Genomic DNA, 16,582 nt, shown 5'->3' with positions numbered 1-16,582 from the left:
TAGTCACGTCCACCTCAAAAGCGGTTGATGTGGACGTATTTCGCTAGTTCTGATCGCGTAATACTGGAACTGGAGGCGTTCCTCGACCTCTTGTGACCGCCAACATACTGCGAGGCCGCTTCTCGCTCACGTCCACCTCGAGTTGCAACGTAGCCTCCCCGGTGATACCACGATCGTTCGGCCGAACGGTAGCGAGTGCGGTGAACGAACGGTGAAGCGGACGATGTCGGGAGCGAACTTCTTGGTTCGATCAATTCGTTCGTTCTGGTTCGATCAGGTCGAGTCTCGCCGACTCGTATACAGATCCCCTATCGAAACCCGTCTCGCGGTGCCATCGCCCCTTCGATTGTCACGATATTTCGGCACCCGCCCAACGAGAGACTCGTTCGGTGCTCTGGGCAAATCCGAGGGAACGCACTTCATCGGCCCCAACTCGCCCGTTTTCCAACTACTCGTAGGTTCACTCCCGTTCCTTGTGTGATATGTGATCAGTTGTGAGTATCATCGCAATCTAACTCATCGATAATAAATAATGTAGTACTCGTTCGGACGGTTGACGATGAAAGATACTCGCATTTCACGTCGAACACTTGTCAAACTATCCGGAACGGCAGCTATAATCGGTGTAAGTGGCTGTACCGAAGATACCGGTCAAGAAAGTGAGGAGGACGATGACTCGCCAGAGGACGACGACTCTAACGACGAACCACCCGAGGAGGATCCGATCGACGATTCGGTGGCCGGAGTCGACGAGACGGTCGAGGAGGTAAACGTCGGGCCGGTTGCCGATGTGAACGAAACCGTCGAGGACATCAACGCCGAACTCGAGAACGTCGACGACGTCGAAGGGGTCGACGAGGTTGAAGCCGAAACCGCTGACGACGCTCAAGCGGAGGCAGACCGACTCGAGAGTGAGACCGATAGACTCCAAGATGAGATATTCGATCAGGTCGTTGCTGAGATCAACGTTCAGTCGGAGGACCTTCTCGGCGAAGAAATCGCTGATGACGTTAGTACCCCCGACGAAGCCCGTCAGGAAGCCGACGAAATCGACGACGAGTTCGGCGATGCAGCCCAGGAAGCAGTCGACGGGTTACGCAACGCTGCAGACGGTGTTGAGGCAAACGACACGAACCTATCCAGTGCTGTCGATGCGCTCGAGACTGTCGATGAGGACGAAGAAGACGACGACTAATCCGTTCGGTGTTGAGTACCCCGAAGACCTTTCAGCGCGTGTTTGAACGACTTTTCAACGTGTATTTGAACGCCCAAGTCGAGAACCCTGTCGAAAATAGCGAGTACTCGAGTACCACATGGGTACTCGTCACGACCGTTGGGTATCAGTGGGGCGGATGAGTACGAGTGTCGGGCGGTTCGACCGGCTACGTTCTCAGTGTCCGTCTGCTCTTTTCGCGTCACTGACCGCGTCCATCACTCGCTTTACTCGGGTTCTACACCCGGAACGTGATCTTTGTGGACGATCCCTCGTTTCGAATCGTTTTCTGCGGCCGCTTCACACCGGGAAATCAGCGTCCGAACTCGGTCGATGCTCGCCGAGAATTCGAACTCGTCGCCGTCGTGCTCGGCTCTCGCGTTGCAGTATCGCAGGTACAATCTCGCTCGCCAGTCCGTATCAACCGACCACCAGACGGCCGATGGATCGCTATCGATCTGGCTCTCCCACGTCTCGACTAACTCGTGCATGAATGCCGCGAGATCCTCCTCAGTTTGCTGGATTCGCAACTTGTCGTCAACCGCTCGAGAGAGGAACGTCGACTGTTCGATCACGGTCGTCGTCGCAGTTTCGTTCTCGAGGAGGTCTCGTAGGGCACGCAGATCTTCTCGGTAAATTGCAACGGCACACGCGACGCTATAGGTCTCCGTCGGAAAATGCTCATATTCCGGAATTGGGAGTTGGGCCGTCTCCTCGGCCCCGCTCCCGTCGTCACCAAACAATCCCATAGCTGTTCCTCTGAGCCATCTGGGATGAGTTTTGTGGTAATTCCTATAACACAACATTACAAAAATACTGAATTTATTACAGTCACGAAAGGAGATACTATCGGTTGTCAAGCATCTCGTGATCGACGTCGGGGCTGTATCTGATCCACTTTGTCGTCGAACCGGCGGGCGTTCGCGGAATCGTCTCGCTTCGGACGCATCGACCCTGCGTTCCGTGGGTGTTCACCTCTATCGCCGCGCCTCGAGTTCGTCCTCGAGCTCCTCGAGACTCATCTCCTTCATCGAGAGCAAAACCAGCAGGTGGTAGACGATATCGGCGGCTTCGTAGGCGATTTCCTCGCGGTCGTCGTCTTTGGCGGCCAGAATCAGTTCCGTCGACTCCTCGCCGAGTTTCTCCAGGACGGCGTTTTCCCCTTTCTCGTGGGTAAACAGCGAAGCAGTGTAGGACTCTTCGGGTAGCGTTTCCTTGCGGTCTTCGATAACGGCGAACAACTCCTCGAGTGTTTCGTCCATTTATAATTCACCGGGAACGTCACGAATGTCTTCGAGTTCGGCGAACTTCTCGCTGTCGTCTCGTCCGTCCTCGAAGACGGCCTCGGTGACCTCGATGGGGACGTTGGTTCGAGCCGCGAGCGCGAGCGAATCGCTCGGTCGGGCGTCGATCACGGTTTCGCCCCGCGGCGTATCAACGTGGATGTCCGCGATGTAGGTCCCACCCTGTCCGTCGGCGCGCTCTTCGATTTCGTTGACGACGACTCGGTCGACCCGCCCGCCGAGTTCTTCCATTACGTCGAGCAGGAGATCGTGGGTCAGCGGCCGGCCGATATCTTCGGCCTCGAGGCCTCGAGCGATGCTCGTCGCCTCGTTGAAACCGATGAAGATCGGGACGATGTCATCCTCGCCGTCGATAGCGAGGATGAGGACCGGAACTGGTCCCTGTTGGGTTCCCGCGACGCGGACCGCGTCGATGGACGCATTCATAGTTCGACTCATGAAGGCGAAGGGGAAAAGTCTGTACGCCTGCGACGTTCGCTTTCCGTCGGATCGCCGACTGCAAAACGGAGTCAGTACCGCTCGAGTGCCGGCACTGACGCCGCGTCGTTCTCGAAAAACGCCAACCCGTGAATTCGATCGTCGGTCGTCAACTCGGGATGAAACGAAGTGCCGACGACGGGGCCGTCCCGCACCGCGACCGGATTTCCATCCCACGACGCGAGCACCTCGGCGTTGCCTACGTCGTCGATGGCCGGCGCGCGAATGAACACCGCGGGAAACGGCTCCTCATCGGCGAGGCCGGTCACCTCGAGTGGCGCTTCGAAGCTGTCTTTCTGTCGCCCGAACGCGTTTCGCTCGACGGTCACGTCGATCAGATCCAACGTGTCCACGCGCTCGTCGCCCGCGTCGCTCGAGGCGACGATCAGCCCGGCGCAGGTCGCGAACAGCGGTTTTCCGCCCTCGACGTGTTCTCGGATCTCCGGCGCGATTCCCTCCGAGTGGACGAGCCTCGAGATGGTCGTCGATTCGCCGCCGGGCATCGCGAGCAGGTCGCAGTCGGGGACGATACCCGACTCGCGAATTTCGCGAACCTCGACCGTCTCGCCGCGGGCGTCGCCCGCCCGTCTGATAGCGTCTGCGTGTTCGGAAACGTCGCCCTGCACGGCCACGACGCCTGCAACCAGTGACATGGCCGACCTAAGTGGAGTGTCGTCAAAAATCCCGCGTCACGCACCGTGGTTGGTTCGAGTTGTCCGATACTCCGCGGTAGGAGTACTGAACCGTCAGAACATGTCGCTGTCTATCGGTTGAGATCGAAGACGAAAACGAGTAAAGCGTTATGAGACGAACGCCAGCAGCTGGATGAGAACGCCCATCATGACACCGGTCGCGATGACAGTTTTGGGGTCGATGCGAATCGCGTTCGAGTCTTCGGCGTCGAAGTACCGGACCAGTCCGGCACTGGACATCAGTCCGCCAGTGTTTTGTCCTTTATCCATACCTCTCCATTGGTCCGCCAGGCACTAAATCTTTCGACCGTACGGATCCTATTCGCACTCGAGCGGCGTCGGCGATCACGGCAAATCCGCACTGGTGGGAAACCCTTATGCGCGCTGCGCGGGAAGAGCCAATGAACGGTATGACTGTCACACTTAAAGACTTCCACGCAGACTGGTGTGGCCCGTGCAAGACCCAGGATCCGATCCTCGAGGATCTCGAGGACGACTGGGAGGGCCGATTCGAAGTCGAGAAAGTAAACGTCGACGAACAGCAAGACGTCGCAAACGAATATCAGGTACGTTCGCTGCCAACGCTCGTCATCGAAAACGAAGACGAAATCGTCGAACGGTTCGTCGGCGTTACACAGCGCGAGGATATCGAGGACGCCCTCGAGTCCGCTGGCGCGTGATCTGAAACCAGCAATTCGTCGTTTTCACAGCGCCTCACGCCGACGAGTCGTCGGTATTGTTCTCACTCGAGTAGACTGGTACCGGACGCTCGAGCCTCGCTTATCGCGTCCAGAAAAACGAGAGTGGGTTTCGGTGATAGTGACTGTACTTCGATGGTTCTGATGGCTGTCCCTTATTCTGATTTGGTGTCGTTGTCGTCGCTGTCACCGTTGTCGTAGTCTTTCTCACCGGTATCTTCCTTGTCGTCGTTCGTGTCTTTCTTCTCGTCGTCCTCGTCCTTCACGTCGTCAGCCTGCTCGTCGTATTCCTCCTTCTCGTCGTCATCGTCCTTGGTCTCGTCATCCTTCTTGTCACCGTCTTTCTCGTCCTTGTCTTCCTCTTTCTCGTCGTCATCTTTCGGTTCGTCGCGGTCCTTCTCACCGTCGGTATCCTTCACATCCTCCTTCTGATCTTCGTCATCTTTCAGGTCATGGCGGTCCTTTTGATCTTCTTTCTTGTCCTCGTCTTCCTCTTTCACGTCGTCTTTCTCGTCGTGGTCCTTCTCATCGTCTTTCTCCGACACATCCTCTTTCGGCTCGTCGTCATCCTCGTGCTCGACCGTGTCTTTCTCATCGTCCGCCGTTACGTTGCCTTCCTTCTCGTCTTCATTCGTGACGTTCTTTGGCACGTCCTCCTCGCGGTCATCGACCGCTTTATCATCCGTGTCATCGACGACACCTTTGTCATCGATCTGGCTGACCGTCGGTTCGTCAGCGTCGTCGGCGACTTCCTTGTCGACATCGTCATCGGCTTCCTTGTCACCGTCCTCGACGGCCTTGTCGTCGTCAGCGTCGGCGAGGGTCTCGACCGCGACATCATCCGCTTTCTCGAGCGCTTCCGTTTCTTTCTCTTCGGTATCTGCGACCGGTTGTTTGTCGTCAAGCGCGACCACCTGCTTGCCGTCGTCAACGAAACCGTCTTGTTTGTCGTCGTCAGTCACGGCGTCCTGTTTGTCGTCGTCAGTCACAACGGCCTTAGCGACATCCTTGTCATCGTTCTCGTCGGCGGGTTCTTTGTCGTCACTGTCGGCCGCTGATTCCGCCTCGTCGCAGTCGATCGTGATTTCATCGTTGTCGATCGGAACCTCCGTCTTGTCGTTCGCGTTCGCCGAAAGCGCGTAGTCGCCGTTCTCGAGTTCGGAGAACGTGATTTCGTCGTCGCTCGTGACGAGTTCAGTTTGGTTCAGTCCGTCATCGTCGCCGTCGTCGGCAGTCGGGTCGTCCGCAGCACCCGAGTCGTCGGACGCGTTCAGTGTTACCAGAACGTCCTCATCGTTCGAATTCGTTACCGTAATCTCGCCGCCCTCCGCAACGCACTGATCGGTGGCGGTGAGTTCCTCGAGACCGTTCTCCGCGGTCGCCTCCCCGGAGGATGCGCCGACGACGGCAGCGCCGCCAACCATCCCGACAGCCATCACGATTGCGAGAAAAATCGCGAGTACACTTCGTTTCGATACTGGTGTCCGTTCGTCTGCAATTGTCGTGGATTTCATGTCTCTCATCCGATACCTCCACACGGGAATTTCGGCCTTTGTTATGCCCGGAATATGGTCGTCTGGCACCCTTCTTCGAGTTGTTCCCCCGTCGAAACCTCGAACTGTCCGACCTGAAATACGACTCTGCTCGAGTGGAACTGTTCTGTCGCCGACCACTCCCGTTGAAGGCGTGTCCTCGAGAATCGGTCCGGCGCTGCGCACGAATACCTCTCTGGAACCCGACTATCGACGGACCACCGATCGACGAAAACGACCACTCGACGGAGTAATACCGTATATAACTCCGATTTGCTGTATTATTTTCTCACCGAATAATAGTTGTCCGACGCCGTCTCCCGTTCTGTCGTCGTTTCTTGGTGGAAATCTCCGTTGTCGAGACGACTAGTGGAATTTGACGCCGACGTCGTGTAATTCCTCGTTGTGGCGTGCAATGTTGATAACCAGCGGCGTGACGCTCTCAACTTCGGCTGCGTTCGCCAACGGCCCGGCGTCGAGAACGCGAAGGCCGTCGATCTCGCTTGCCAGCGACGTGACCGTCTCCTTAGCGGTTCCCTCGCCGACGACGAGCGTATCGAGGTTGAGGTCGTGATCGAGGTCCGAGAGCTCTCCCGCCGCGAGGTTGTGGAACGCGCCGACGACTGGGGTTTCGTCGGGCGCTCGACTCGCCACGAGTTCGGTAACGCTGCCGGCCGACGGCGGGTGATAGTGCATCCCGTCCTCGTCGCCTTTCATCCCGACCGCGGGCGTGACGAGGATCGTGTCCTCGTCGAGTTTCTCCTCGACGGCTTCGACGGTGTCGCCGGCGTAGTACGGCGGCACGGAGAGAACGGCGACGTCCGCCCGATCGGTCGCCATCTCGTTCGTGAATCCCTTGACCGACGAATCGACGCCGCGATCCTCGAGTATCTCCTCGTACTCTTCGACCGAGTCTCGAGCCTTCTCCGGGTCTCGAGAGCCGATCAGAACCTCGTGGTCGGTGTCGTGTGCAAAACGCAACGCCAACCCTTCGCCGATATCGCCGGTTCCGCCCAGTAGTGCGATTCGCATACCCGTCTCTCGGGGTGGCACTCGAATAAAAGGGAGGGAGTTCGGCCGAACTCGCCGGAATCCCGGTTGGGGAGGCAAATCGCGATTGACGCTGGGTTCGGAGTTCGGCGAGTGGCGGAGAAGAGCGACCCCTGTCGGAGCCGCTGGGATCAACCGTCCGATTATTCTCGGGATCGCTCCCAGCAGCCGACTTTCGAGGTCCCAAAGGACATTTGACACTACGGAAATACGTATCCGCATGGGATTTTCAGTATCGGCCCGAACCCGTCGCGTTCTCCTCGTCGGCTGTTTGGCCTTCTTCGGTCTCCAGAGCGTCGCCGATCTTCTGAACTACGGCTCGAGCGCGTGGATCTGGGCCGGAGGGTACGCCATCGCGGCGTTTTTTCTTATCGGGCCGCTCGCCTGGCTCGTTCGTGACCGCGTTCCGGCCGAACGACGGGAATCGCTCACGTATCTGGTACTCGGTGCCGTTTTCGTTTGTTTCTTCCTCGTACTCGGAGTCGAACTCGCGCTTGGCGGCGTCCTCTTTTTCTTCGATGCGTTCATCGTCGGCGGTCTCGTCGGGTCCTCAGTCGCACTTCTCGCCGAGCAGACGGTCGTCCCGGAACGGTTCCGCGCGGATGAAAGCGGAGGTTCGTAGACCACATACAGGGCCCAAGGGACGGGATAAGGGACGACGCGTGATTTTCGACTCCGAGGTGGCGTCAAACTCTTCTCGCGTCTCCTAACCGAGCACGGAGTACCGGAAACGCCACGCTCATGCGCGCTCGCTCGAGTCACTCACGTAGACTCTCACTCACATGAACTGGCAGTATCGGCACACGGTTCTCGTTTTGTGTCTGTTGGCGTTTTTCGTCACCTACTTCGCTCGCCTCGCGATCAGCCCGGTCGTCCCGTTGATCACCGAGGATTTCGGGATTACGAACACGCTGATCGGGTTCGCGCTAACGGGGATGTGGCTCGCCTACGGTCTCGCTCAGTTTCCGAGCGGCATCCTCGCCGATCGGTACGGTGAAAAATTGATTATCCTCGTCGCCGTCGGCGGAACGACGGTGATGAGCGTCGCACTCGCGCTGTCGCCGCTGTACGGCGCGTTCGTCGCGGCCGCGATCGCCCTCGGCGGCGTCGCGGGGCTCCACTACGCGGTCGCGACGACGCTGCTGTCGCGGACGTTCGACGATATCGGCACCGCCGTGGGCTTTCATTCGATCGGAGGGCCGCTCGCGGGTCTGGTCGCACCGGTTGCGGCAGCCTGGGTCGGCGTCCGGTACGGATGGCGTCCCGCCGTCGCGTTGACCGCGATCGTCGGGGTCCCGATTTTCGTCCTCTTCGTCTGGCGGATCCGTCCGACCGAACCGCGACGGCCGGACGAACCGCTCCGGGAGAGCCTCGAGTTGCGCTCGCTGGTCGGACTGGTCTCGCGACCGACGATCGCGTTTCCGCTCCTCATCGCGATGGCCGGAACGTACGTCGTGCAGGGCTTGCTATCGTTTTTCCCCGCGTTTCTCGTCGCGTTTCACGGCTACACGCCGACCGCGGCCGGCGTCGCCTTTTCGGTCTTTTTCGTCATCAGGGCGTGCGGCCAAATCGTCCTCGGCCGCGTTTCGGACGTGTACGGCCGGGACGTCGCGATCGGCAGTTCGATGCTCGCCGGAGCGGTCGGAATTCCGTTGGTTGTGCTCGGCTCGGGGCTTCTTCCGATGGCCCTTGGAATCGCCTTCGCGGGCGTCGGATCGAGTTTCTTCGCGGCGATCGATCCGCGGTTCATGGACGCGCTCCCGGTCGAAGAGCGCGGAACCGGGTTCGGCCTCGTTCGAACGGTATACACCGTCCTCGGTGCGAGCGGATCGGTCGGCGTCGGCCTCACCGCCGACATCTTCGGCTGGGGCGTCGCGTTCTGGTCGCTGGCGATCCTGTTTTTCGTCTCCTTTCTCGCCCTGACGGCAAACCGAGCCTTCGGGCTCGGCTACTAGCGTCATTGGAGGTCTCGCTCAGGCGATCACCTCGACCATCGTCTCGTCCGCGTCGTCCGCGCCGATGACACGAACTGGGAACTGCTCGTCCCGACTGGTCGGATACGTTTCGAACTCGAGCGTGGCGGTTCCGGTGTCGCCGCCCGAAACGGTGACCTCCTGCGTGTCGACCCGCTCCGGGTCGTGGCCGACGATAAACTCGAGTTCGTCCGATGCGGTCGATCCTCCCGTGTTCTCGATCTCGATAATCGCCTCGAGAACCCCGCCCGCATCGACGGGCGAGTTCGTCTCGAGAATCCGAACCTCGAGCGTTCCGTCGTCGGTACCATCGTCATCTTCGACCCGGTTGACGATCCACGCCTCGTCGAGTTCTCGAGTGGTGCCGTCCGCACAGACGATCCAGGGACTGACCCGGCAGGTGTGACAGAGTGCGCTCCCGGTGAGCGGAAGCGTCGCCGTATCGAGCGTGCCGGAGAGGTCGGTCACGTCGATGATGGAATCGGCCTGGGTCAACCACCAGACGACTCGATCGAGGGATCTGTCCGCGCCCGAGACGGAGACCTCGAGTTCGAACTCGAACTCGTCGTCAGGCGAAAATTCGAGCGTCTCTTCGCTCGGGCTTCGGCGTTCGATCGACGGCGATCCTTTGCTGCCGCTCGAGACGTCGATCTCCCAGTACGCGGCGTAGGTTTCGTCCCCGCCGCCGAACCCGCTATCCCCCCGTCGAGCCACCGACGCGGCGATCTCGTGCGTTCCCGCGGAGTCGAACGTGTGCATGTGGAAATACCGCCCGACTTCGGCGAAGTACGCGCCCGTCCAGGGCCCCATCCAGGCCCCGGTGGACTCGCCGTCGACCCACCAGTTCACCTCGTGACTTTCGTCCGGATCGACGGGCTCGACCTCGAACAGCACCGTCGTTCCCGGCTGGACGGCGAGTTCGCTATCCGGCATCGCGGTGGAGAGCTCCGACGCCGCGTGCACCGCCACGGTTCGTTCGGCTCCGGATCCGTCGATTTCGATTCGAACCGGGAATTCGTCGTCGCTCCGGACCGGATACGTGTCGAATCCCTGATTGACCGTCACCGTCTCGCCGGCTTCGATCGTCATCGTTCGCCGTCCCAGTCGTTCTTCGGCGTAGCCGACGACGAACTCCACCTCGGGTCGAACGGCCGACGAACCGGTGTTTTCGATCTCTGCGGTCACCTGCAGATACTCGCCGGCGTTGACCGGCGCGTTCGTCTCGATGATTTCGATCTCCAGACTCGAGGTGTCGATCTGTCGGTTCGTGGCATCGGTCTCGAGTGCGGTCGTTGCATCCCCTTCGGTTCGCCCGCGCAAACCCGATCCACCTCCGAGTTGCGTCCCGGCCAGGACGATGCTTCCGGTCGTTACCCCCTGTAGCACCCGCCGCCGCGTGAGATCTCGTCCCCTCATAGCGCACGCCGACTCGATGCCCGAACGCAAAAGGAGGCTGACCGTTCCGCGATCAAACGCAGTATTTCGACTCGAGGAGCGAGCAGGCTCGCGATTCAAACCGATTTTTATTCTTCTCCTACGACGGGTTTTCCGCAGACGATTGTAGCGTCCCGTTCTGGCTGTCGCTCTTCGAGAGCTACGGCGCGTCGTCCTCGTCGGGGTTTATCGCCGCCCCGAGGTCGCCCCCGTCGTAGGCGTCTCGATTTCGGAGCTCTCGCATCCGCTGTTCGAGTCGGTTCTCGAGCGCTCGGCGGTGCTCCTGGTCGATGTCCGGGTCGTCCGCGAGTTCTTCGAGATTTCGGTGGGCGCGCTCGAGGAGGTCGACCGCAGCCTCGGTCTCGAGATCAGTCGCCCGCTCGAGGGCGGATTCGACGTCCGAAAGCGTCGCGTCGGCCATGGTCGGCGATTCTACGGGGCGGCGTTTCAACGTTTGCGTGCAGACCGACTCGAGATCCGGATCGATCCGTCTCCCCGATCGGTCGACGCGGCAGTGTAACGACCCAACGAGTGCCTCGCGGACGATATCTCTGCCGACGAGCACCCCACGGACGGTTAAGACGATTCGCCACGGACGGAATGTACATGGTCACACCGGGCCGGAATCACGACGGCGATACCGCGGACGAGGAGTTCGGTGGGGCGCCGTTCGACGAACTCTACGACCGTGCGGTCGCGGCGCTGCTCGACGTTCCCGTCGAAGAGGCGTGGATCGAAACCGACGCCGGGCGAACGCACGCGTTGCTCTCCGGCGATCCGTTCGCGCCGCCGGTGGTCGTTCTTCAGGGCGGGAACGTCACAAACCCGGTCACGCTATCGTGGTGCCAGTCCCTCGCCGACGAGTACCGACTGATCGCGCCCGACACGATAGGCGAACCCGGCAAGAGCGCCGCGGTCGCGCCGTCTTCATACGGGAAGTGGGTCGTCGACGTTCTCGACGCCTTCGGTCTCGACCGCCCCGCGATGATCGGCATCTCCCACGGCGGAGGCGTCCTTCTCGAGACGGCGGCGACGGCTCCCGATCGCGTTTCCGCGGCCGCGCTCGTCGTTCCCGCGGGGTTCGGAACCGCGTTCTCGTTGGATCTCGCCCGCGTGATCCTCCCGTCGCTGGCCTATCGTTTCGTCCCCCATAGACGGTTTCTCATCAGCGCCCTCGAGGCGATGTTCACCCAGCCGGTCGAGACCGTCGACGACGTGGTCCTCGAGACTATCGCCGCGGCGCTCCGGACGGGAGATCTGAGTGCGGACTTTCCCGGACCCGACGGGTCCGACGCGCTGTCGGGGTTCGACGCGCCGACGCTGGTCGTCACCGGCGAGCGCGATCCGTTCTTTCCCGGCGATCGACTCCGCGAGCGCGTCCATCGTACCTTGTCGCCGAACGTCGACTACAGAGTGTTGCCGGCGGAACGACACTTCCCCTCGCCGGCGGGCAGAGCCGACGCGACGGCGGCAATTCGTTCGGTTCTCGAGGCGCAGTCGTCGAGGTGACGCGATCGAATCCTCGAGCGGCGGAGGACTCGTCTGGTAGACAGATCCTGAGACGATCTCGAGCGGCCGGGAACAGATACAACACGTCCGCCTTCGTTCGTTTCGCCAATGGCTGAGCCCGCCGTCATCGCCCACCGAGGATTCGCCGGCGTCGCCCCGGAGAACACCGTCGCCGCGGCACGCAACGCGGTCGAAGACACCGACGCGTCGATGCTCGAGATCGACGTCCAGCCGGCGGCCTGCGGAACCCCGGTCGTGATCCACGACGAGCGACTCGAGGGGACCCGCGACGGCCGGCCCCTAACGGACGCCGAGGGCCTCGTCTGGGAATCCGACCTCGAGCAAGTGCAGGGCGCGAAGGTTCTCAGAACCGACGACACGGTGCCGACGCTCGAGACGTTTCTCGAGGCGATCCCGAATACGATGGCCGTCAACGTCGAACTGAAAAACCCCGGGACGGAGTCGCTTCGCTTCGGCGAGTCGCTCCCGAAGAGCGACCGCGAGGAGCGAAAGGCGGTCTGGAAACCGTTCGTCGAACGGGTCGTCGCCGACTGTGACGCCTTCGCCGGCGAAATCCTCTTTTCTTCGTTTTGCGAGGGGCCGCTCGCGGCCGTCCGCGACATTGGGCCGTCCTACGCCGTCGCCCCGCTGATCTGGGACGACATCGAGGCCGGCCTCGAGATCGCCCGTCGCTACGATTGCGAGGCGATTCACCCGCCGCGAAACGCGATCGTGGAAACGCCGCTGGCGAGAACGGACTACGCCGGATTCTCGGACGACGAACCGGAAATCGACTTACTCGAGGTGGCACACGAGGAAGGCCGAGCGGTAAACGTCTGGACCGCCGAGACGTGGATTCAGTTCGACCAGCTCGCCGAGGCAGGCGTCGACGGGATCATCGCAGATTATCCCGACCTCGCGATCGAATCCTAAAATCCTTCTCGCGCTCAGTGTGAATCCGCGTCTCGAGGCGGCAAATCCTCGGTAGCGGGCCCCTCGAGAATCGTCCCGTCGGGGGCGAACCGCGAGCCGTGGCACGGACAGTCCCAGCTGCACTCGGCGTCGTTCCAGTCGACGACGCAGTAGGTGTGTGTACAGACGGCGGAGACGGTGTGGAGGTCGCCGTCGCCGTCTCGAGCGGCCGCGATCGGCTTCGGCCCGTCGCGGATGACTCGTCCTTCGCCCCGTGAAATAGACTCGAAGTCCGGCGAGAACAGTGTTCGGAGCCAATCGGTCGCGAATTGGCTCGCGGCGTCGGCGTTTTCGGTGAGCGCGTCCGCCGCGGAGGTCTTCGGCGTGAACCGGAGCGGATCGAACAGCTCGGCTTCGGGCGGTCGCTCGCCGTCGATCAGCTCCGCGAGCAGTCGCCCGGCGGCGACGCCGTTCGTCATCCCCCAGCCGCGAAAGCCGGTCGCGACGTAGACGTTCTCGCTGGCGACGCCCGCTCGACCGACGAATGGCACCCGGTCCGCAGTTACGTAGTCCTGGGTCGACCACCGGTAGTCGATCGACTCGACTCGGAAGCGTTCGCGCGCCCAGCGTGCGAGCCGCCGGTACCGATCCGCAGTCGAGCCCCCCTGCCCGGTTTTGTGATTCTCGCCGCCGACGAGCACTAGTGGTTCCTCGTCGTCTCCCGCCCGGTGGGTCCGGACCGAACGGTACGGGTCGCCGGGGCGGTAGTACATTCCCGACGGCGGCTCACCGCGGATTCGAACGCCCAGCACGTAGGACCGTTTCGGGTGCATTCTGGTGAAGTAACCCGCCCGATCGAGGATCGGATAGCCGGTCGCGACGACGACGTTGCCGGCCGTGACGGTGGCCCCTCGTTCCGTTCGAAGACGACACGGGTTCCCCGGTTCGACGTCGGTTACTCGAGTGTGCTCGTAGATCTCCGTTTCGCCGTTGGTTTCACCTCCTTCGTCAGTCTTGTCTCCGATTTCCCCGTTTTCATCAGCACTGCCTCCACTCTCTCGACTTTTGCCAGTCTCGTCGCCACTCCTATGTAACTCCTCGGCCAACCCGAGGAGGTACCGCCGGGGGTGAAACCACGCCTGATCCTCGAATCGCAGCGCCGCCGAGGCACGTTCGAACGGCGGCACGGACCGAACTTCGCTTGCCTCGAGCCCCGCCACCGTCGCCGCGTCGGCCTCCCGTTCGATCTCGTCCCGATTGTCGCTATAGAGGTACGACGGCTGTCGTTCGAACCCGCAATCGATCTCGAGATCGTCGATTCGCCGTTCGACCTCGTCGATCGCCCGCTCGTTCACCGTCGCGTACCGCCCCGCGGCGTCGCGGCCGAACTCCCGGCGAAGGTGGTCGTAGATCAACCCGTGCTGGCTCGTCAGCTTCGCCGTCGATTTCCCGGTGACGCCCGCCGCGACGGAGTCTCGCTCGAGGACGACGACCGACTTCCCGCGGTCCCGCAGGTCGATCGCCGCCGAGAGCCCCGCGATTCCCGCGCCGACGACGGCGACGTCGACGGATAGGTTCGACTCGAGCGGGCCGTAGCCGGCCTCGAGGGTCGTCGCGAGCCAGGGTGAGGTCGGCTCGCCGGGAAGGTCGTCGCCGGGCCGGGTAAATTCGTCTGCCATCTGGCCCGTCGATACAATCGCTGGCGGCAAAAAACGAGCGGGGAACGGAGTGGTCCGCGAGCGCCGAGGACGGGGGCAGGAGTAAAAGGAGTGCGTTAGTTGCCAGGTTCGTGCTGATATTCGGGCGGAGCATCGTCAGTCTGGATCCCCTGGGACGCGCCGTACACGCTTCCCATCACGCTCTCGTGGTCGTCCTCGTGAATCCATTCGGTGGTGACTTCGAGGTCTCCCTCGTCCGTGTCGTCAGTTTGGCACACTAACGCCTCGCCACATGCGTCGCGCGAGTCGGTCGCGTTGTACGCGATCGCCGCGTCGCCGTCGAACTCCTCGACGACATCCACGGTGGTCGTCGTCTCGTGCCCCTTGGATTCGAGGTGAGTCTCCCACGTTTCCAGCGCCGTTTCGATCCCTTCGACGACGCTTCCCTCGTCGTATGCGTCCGCGATGCGGAGCTGAACGTTCGTGTCCCGGTCGATCGCTCGCTCCTGTTCGGGAGCCATGATCGACTGCGGTTCGTCGTCGTGGTCGAGCCCCAGCGTGTGCCCGAGTTCGTGTTTCGTCGTGTTTCGGAGCGTGGCGTTCGTGTATCCTGCCTCGACGCGGATCTCGGCCGTCTCGGGAGCCTGCTCGGTGACGTAGTCCGCACAACCGATGTGGAACGAGTCGAACGCCTCGCCACAGCGCTCGAGGTCGGCCACGAACTCGATGTGCTTGTCCGGGTCCGGATCGGACTGATCGAGTTCGTACGAGATCGGATACCCGGCGTACTGCTCGCTCTCTTCCTCCCAGTATTCTAGCGAATCCTCGACGACGTGGCGTTTGTCCATCTCGACGGCTGAGTCGTCGTACGCGACTATCAGCGTCTCCGCGCCGTAGGGGTTCGCGTCGGGCACGTCCGATTCTGCGGTCGAATCATCGGTCCCGTCCGAGGGCGTCCCGAGGCCGTCGTCGATACCGAGCCCTGCACAACCAGCCATCACGACGAGCCCAACGACGACGAAGACTCCGATGGCGGTTCGCATTGATTCACAGACGTATCGTGCAGCCATTATGTGTTGTGGCGCATTCTGTCAACCGTTTCGGGATTCGAGGAGGCCAGACAAAGCACAGTCGATAGAATCAATCTTCGCCCTCGAGTACGTCCGGCAACTCGTTAATCGACTCGAGGATGACCGACGCACCCTCCTCGTCGTACTTCTGCCGCCCGTCCTCGCCCGTCAGCCCGCCGGTCAGTACGCCGATTCCGTGGTAGGTTCGATCCGGATCGTTTTCGCTCGCGTTGACGGCCGTCCGCACGTCGTCGAGCGTGTCGCCGACGAAGACGACGGTGTCGGCGTCGAACTTCGCCGCGAGCGTGGTCAGCGCTCGAGGGTGTGGCTTGCCCTCCTCCCAATCGTCCATCGTGAATCGGTCGTCGGCACCGATCTCGAGGCCGACGCGCTCGAGGGCGATTTCGGCCTCGGCTTCCGGCCGTCCGGTCACCACGCCAACGTCGTAGTCTGCCGTCAGGGCGTCCCGCGTCTCGTCCTCGAGCAACACCGGTTCGTCGTGGATGAATCCGCGCGTTTCGATGTCGGGGTCGCCGCCCTCGAGACCGCGGTAGAGCTCTTCGCCGAGATAGAGCTGTTGGAACACGTCCCGGAGCCGGTCGCGATCCCACCGGCCTTTGACGCGTTGGATCGCGTTCGCGCCGATCTCCTCGCGGACGACCGCGGTAGCGGCCTCGAGACCGCCCCCGTTCGCCGCGATTCCGTCGGTAAACTCGCCGATCGAGCCGCGATACCCCTCTTCGGTTGCCAATACGTAGAGGGCGGCCGCGTAGGTGAGTTCCCAGTCGTTGTTGAATCCACCGGCGTCCTTGAACTGCTGGATGTCTTCCTTGCGAATGGTTCGGTCATAGACTCGCTCGACGGATTCTATGATCGCTCGTCGGTAGGAGTTTTCGACGTCGACGAGCACCCCGTCGATGTCGAGGACGACCGCGTCGGCGTCGATGCTGGGGGCTGCGTTCATACGTGGCCGAACGGACTCGAGGTGATAAAACACGCCGAATTCGGTCGGCTGAACCTCGCGTCTGTGAACTGGCTGGCTCGAACCAGCAAACGGAAG

18 protein-coding genes are annotated in these 16,582 nt (G+C 61.6%); 6 read left to right on the top strand and 12 right to left on the bottom strand.

Features of this window, described 5'->3' with window-relative positions; translation table 11 throughout:
* The first annotated feature begins 559 nt into the window (after positions 1-559).
* Complete coding sequence (locus ACZ5C7_RS06680; RefSeq protein ID WP_464375572.1) at positions 560-1,195, top strand: hypothetical protein; 636 nt, start codon at positions 560-562, stop codon at positions 1,193-1,195.
* A 245-nt stretch (positions 1,196-1,440) separates the two neighbouring features.
* On the opposite strand, the gene ACZ5C7_RS06675 is transcribed toward ACZ5C7_RS06680, so the two are convergent.
* The 5 genes from ACZ5C7_RS06675 to ACZ5C7_RS06655 all read right to left on the bottom strand — a co-directional run bounded on the left by ACZ5C7_RS06675 (position 1,441) and on the right by ACZ5C7_RS06655 (position 3,956).
* Complete coding sequence (locus ACZ5C7_RS06675) at positions 1,441-1,962, bottom strand: hypothetical protein (RefSeq protein ID WP_464375571.1); 522 nt, start codon at positions 1,960-1,962, stop codon at positions 1,441-1,443.
* A 228-nt stretch (positions 1,963-2,190) separates the two neighbouring features.
* Positions 2,191-2,475, bottom strand: coding sequence for a phosphoribosyl-ATP diphosphatase (hisE, locus tag ACZ5C7_RS06670; RefSeq protein WP_464375570.1), 285 nt, complete (start codon positions 2,473-2,475; stop codon positions 2,191-2,193).
* Positions 2,476-2,943 (bottom strand): bifunctional nuclease family protein, encoded by a 468-nt coding sequence (locus ACZ5C7_RS06665; RefSeq protein WP_464375569.1) that lies wholly within the window; start codon positions 2,941-2,943, stop codon positions 2,476-2,478.
* A gap of 83 nt (positions 2,944-3,026) precedes the next feature.
* The gene (gene pdxT, locus ACZ5C7_RS06660) at positions 3,027-3,647 is read right to left on the bottom strand and encodes a pyridoxal 5'-phosphate synthase glutaminase subunit PdxT (RefSeq protein WP_464375568.1); all 621 of its coding nucleotides are present in this window, start codon (positions 3,645-3,647) and stop codon (positions 3,027-3,029) included.
* Between the two features lie 147 nt (positions 3,648-3,794).
* Positions 3,795-3,956 carry a preprotein translocase subunit Sec61beta gene (locus ACZ5C7_RS06655; RefSeq protein WP_464375567.1) on the bottom strand — a complete coding sequence of 54 codons (162 nt, stop codon included), beginning with the start codon at positions 3,954-3,956 and terminating at the stop codon, positions 3,795-3,797.
* A 140-nt stretch (positions 3,957-4,096) separates the two neighbouring features.
* Between ACZ5C7_RS06655 and ACZ5C7_RS06650 the strand changes: the two genes are divergently transcribed.
* Entirely contained in the window at positions 4,097-4,366 is a 270-nt protein-coding gene (locus ACZ5C7_RS06650) for a thioredoxin family protein (RefSeq protein ID WP_464375566.1), read from the top strand.
* Between the two features lie 173 nt (positions 4,367-4,539).
* On the opposite strand, the gene ACZ5C7_RS06645 is transcribed toward ACZ5C7_RS06650, so the two are convergent.
* Positions 4,540-5,898, bottom strand: a complete 1,359-nt coding sequence (locus tag ACZ5C7_RS06645; RefSeq protein WP_464375565.1) for a midas domain-containing protein — start codon at positions 5,896-5,898, stop codon at positions 4,540-4,542.
* Positions 5,899-6,282: 384 nt separating this feature from the next.
* A complete protein-coding gene (npdG, locus tag ACZ5C7_RS06640; RefSeq protein WP_464375564.1) occupies positions 6,283-6,948 on the bottom strand; it encodes an NADPH-dependent F420 reductase in 666 nt (221 codons plus the stop codon).
* A gap of 238 nt (positions 6,949-7,186) precedes the next feature.
* On the opposite strand from npdG, the gene ACZ5C7_RS06635 reads away from it, so the two are divergent.
* Positions 7,187-7,588 (top strand): hypothetical protein, encoded by a 402-nt coding sequence (locus ACZ5C7_RS06635; protein ID WP_464375563.1) that lies wholly within the window; start codon positions 7,187-7,189, stop codon positions 7,586-7,588.
* 160 nt (positions 7,589-7,748) lie between these two features.
* Positions 7,749-8,921, top strand: coding sequence for an MFS transporter (locus ACZ5C7_RS06630; protein WP_464375562.1), 1,173 nt, complete (start codon positions 7,749-7,751; stop codon positions 8,919-8,921).
* An 18-nt stretch (positions 8,922-8,939) separates the two neighbouring features.
* Here ACZ5C7_RS06630 and ACZ5C7_RS06625 read toward each other — a convergent pair whose 3' ends face one another.
* Positions 8,940-10,355, bottom strand: a complete 1,416-nt coding sequence (locus tag ACZ5C7_RS06625; protein WP_464375561.1) for a hypothetical protein — start codon at positions 10,353-10,355, stop codon at positions 8,940-8,942.
* 178 nt (positions 10,356-10,533) lie between these two features.
* Positions 10,534-10,938 carry a hypothetical protein gene (locus ACZ5C7_RS06620; RefSeq protein ID WP_464375560.1) on the bottom strand — a complete coding sequence of 135 codons (405 nt, stop codon included), beginning with the start codon at positions 10,936-10,938 and terminating at the stop codon, positions 10,534-10,536.
* Between the two features lie 41 nt (positions 10,939-10,979).
* Here ACZ5C7_RS06620 and ACZ5C7_RS06615 point away from each other — a divergent pair, with 41 nt between their 5' ends.
* Together ACZ5C7_RS06615 and ACZ5C7_RS06610 are read left to right on the top strand one after the other, a co-directional pair.
* Positions 10,980-11,882 (top strand): alpha/beta fold hydrolase, encoded by a 903-nt coding sequence (locus tag ACZ5C7_RS06615; RefSeq protein ID WP_464375559.1) that lies wholly within the window; start codon positions 10,980-10,982, stop codon positions 11,880-11,882.
* Between the two features lie 108 nt (positions 11,883-11,990).
* Complete coding sequence (locus ACZ5C7_RS06610) at positions 11,991-12,815, top strand: glycerophosphodiester phosphodiesterase (RefSeq protein WP_464375558.1); 825 nt, start codon at positions 11,991-11,993, stop codon at positions 12,813-12,815.
* A gap of 14 nt (positions 12,816-12,829) precedes the next feature.
* On the opposite strand, the gene ACZ5C7_RS06605 is transcribed toward ACZ5C7_RS06610, so the two are convergent.
* The 3 genes from ACZ5C7_RS06605 to ACZ5C7_RS06595 all read right to left on the bottom strand — a co-directional run bounded on the left by ACZ5C7_RS06605 (position 12,830) and on the right by ACZ5C7_RS06595 (position 16,468).
* Entirely contained in the window at positions 12,830-14,473 is a 1,644-nt protein-coding gene (locus ACZ5C7_RS06605) for an FAD-dependent oxidoreductase (protein ID WP_464375557.1), read from the bottom strand.
* 95 nt (positions 14,474-14,568) lie between these two features.
* Positions 14,569-15,495, bottom strand: a complete 927-nt coding sequence (locus ACZ5C7_RS06600; protein ID WP_464375556.1) for a matrixin family metalloprotease — start codon at positions 15,493-15,495, stop codon at positions 14,569-14,571.
* 97 nt (positions 15,496-15,592) lie between these two features.
* Entirely contained in the window at positions 15,593-16,468 is an 876-nt protein-coding gene (locus ACZ5C7_RS06595) for a TIGR01548 family HAD-type hydrolase (RefSeq protein ID WP_464378407.1), read from the bottom strand.
* Between the last annotated feature and the right edge of the window lie 114 nt (positions 16,469-16,582).

This window comes from Halostagnicola alkaliphila (assembly GCF_055379965.1).
This window is presented reverse-complemented; position numbering and strand designations above follow the sequence as displayed.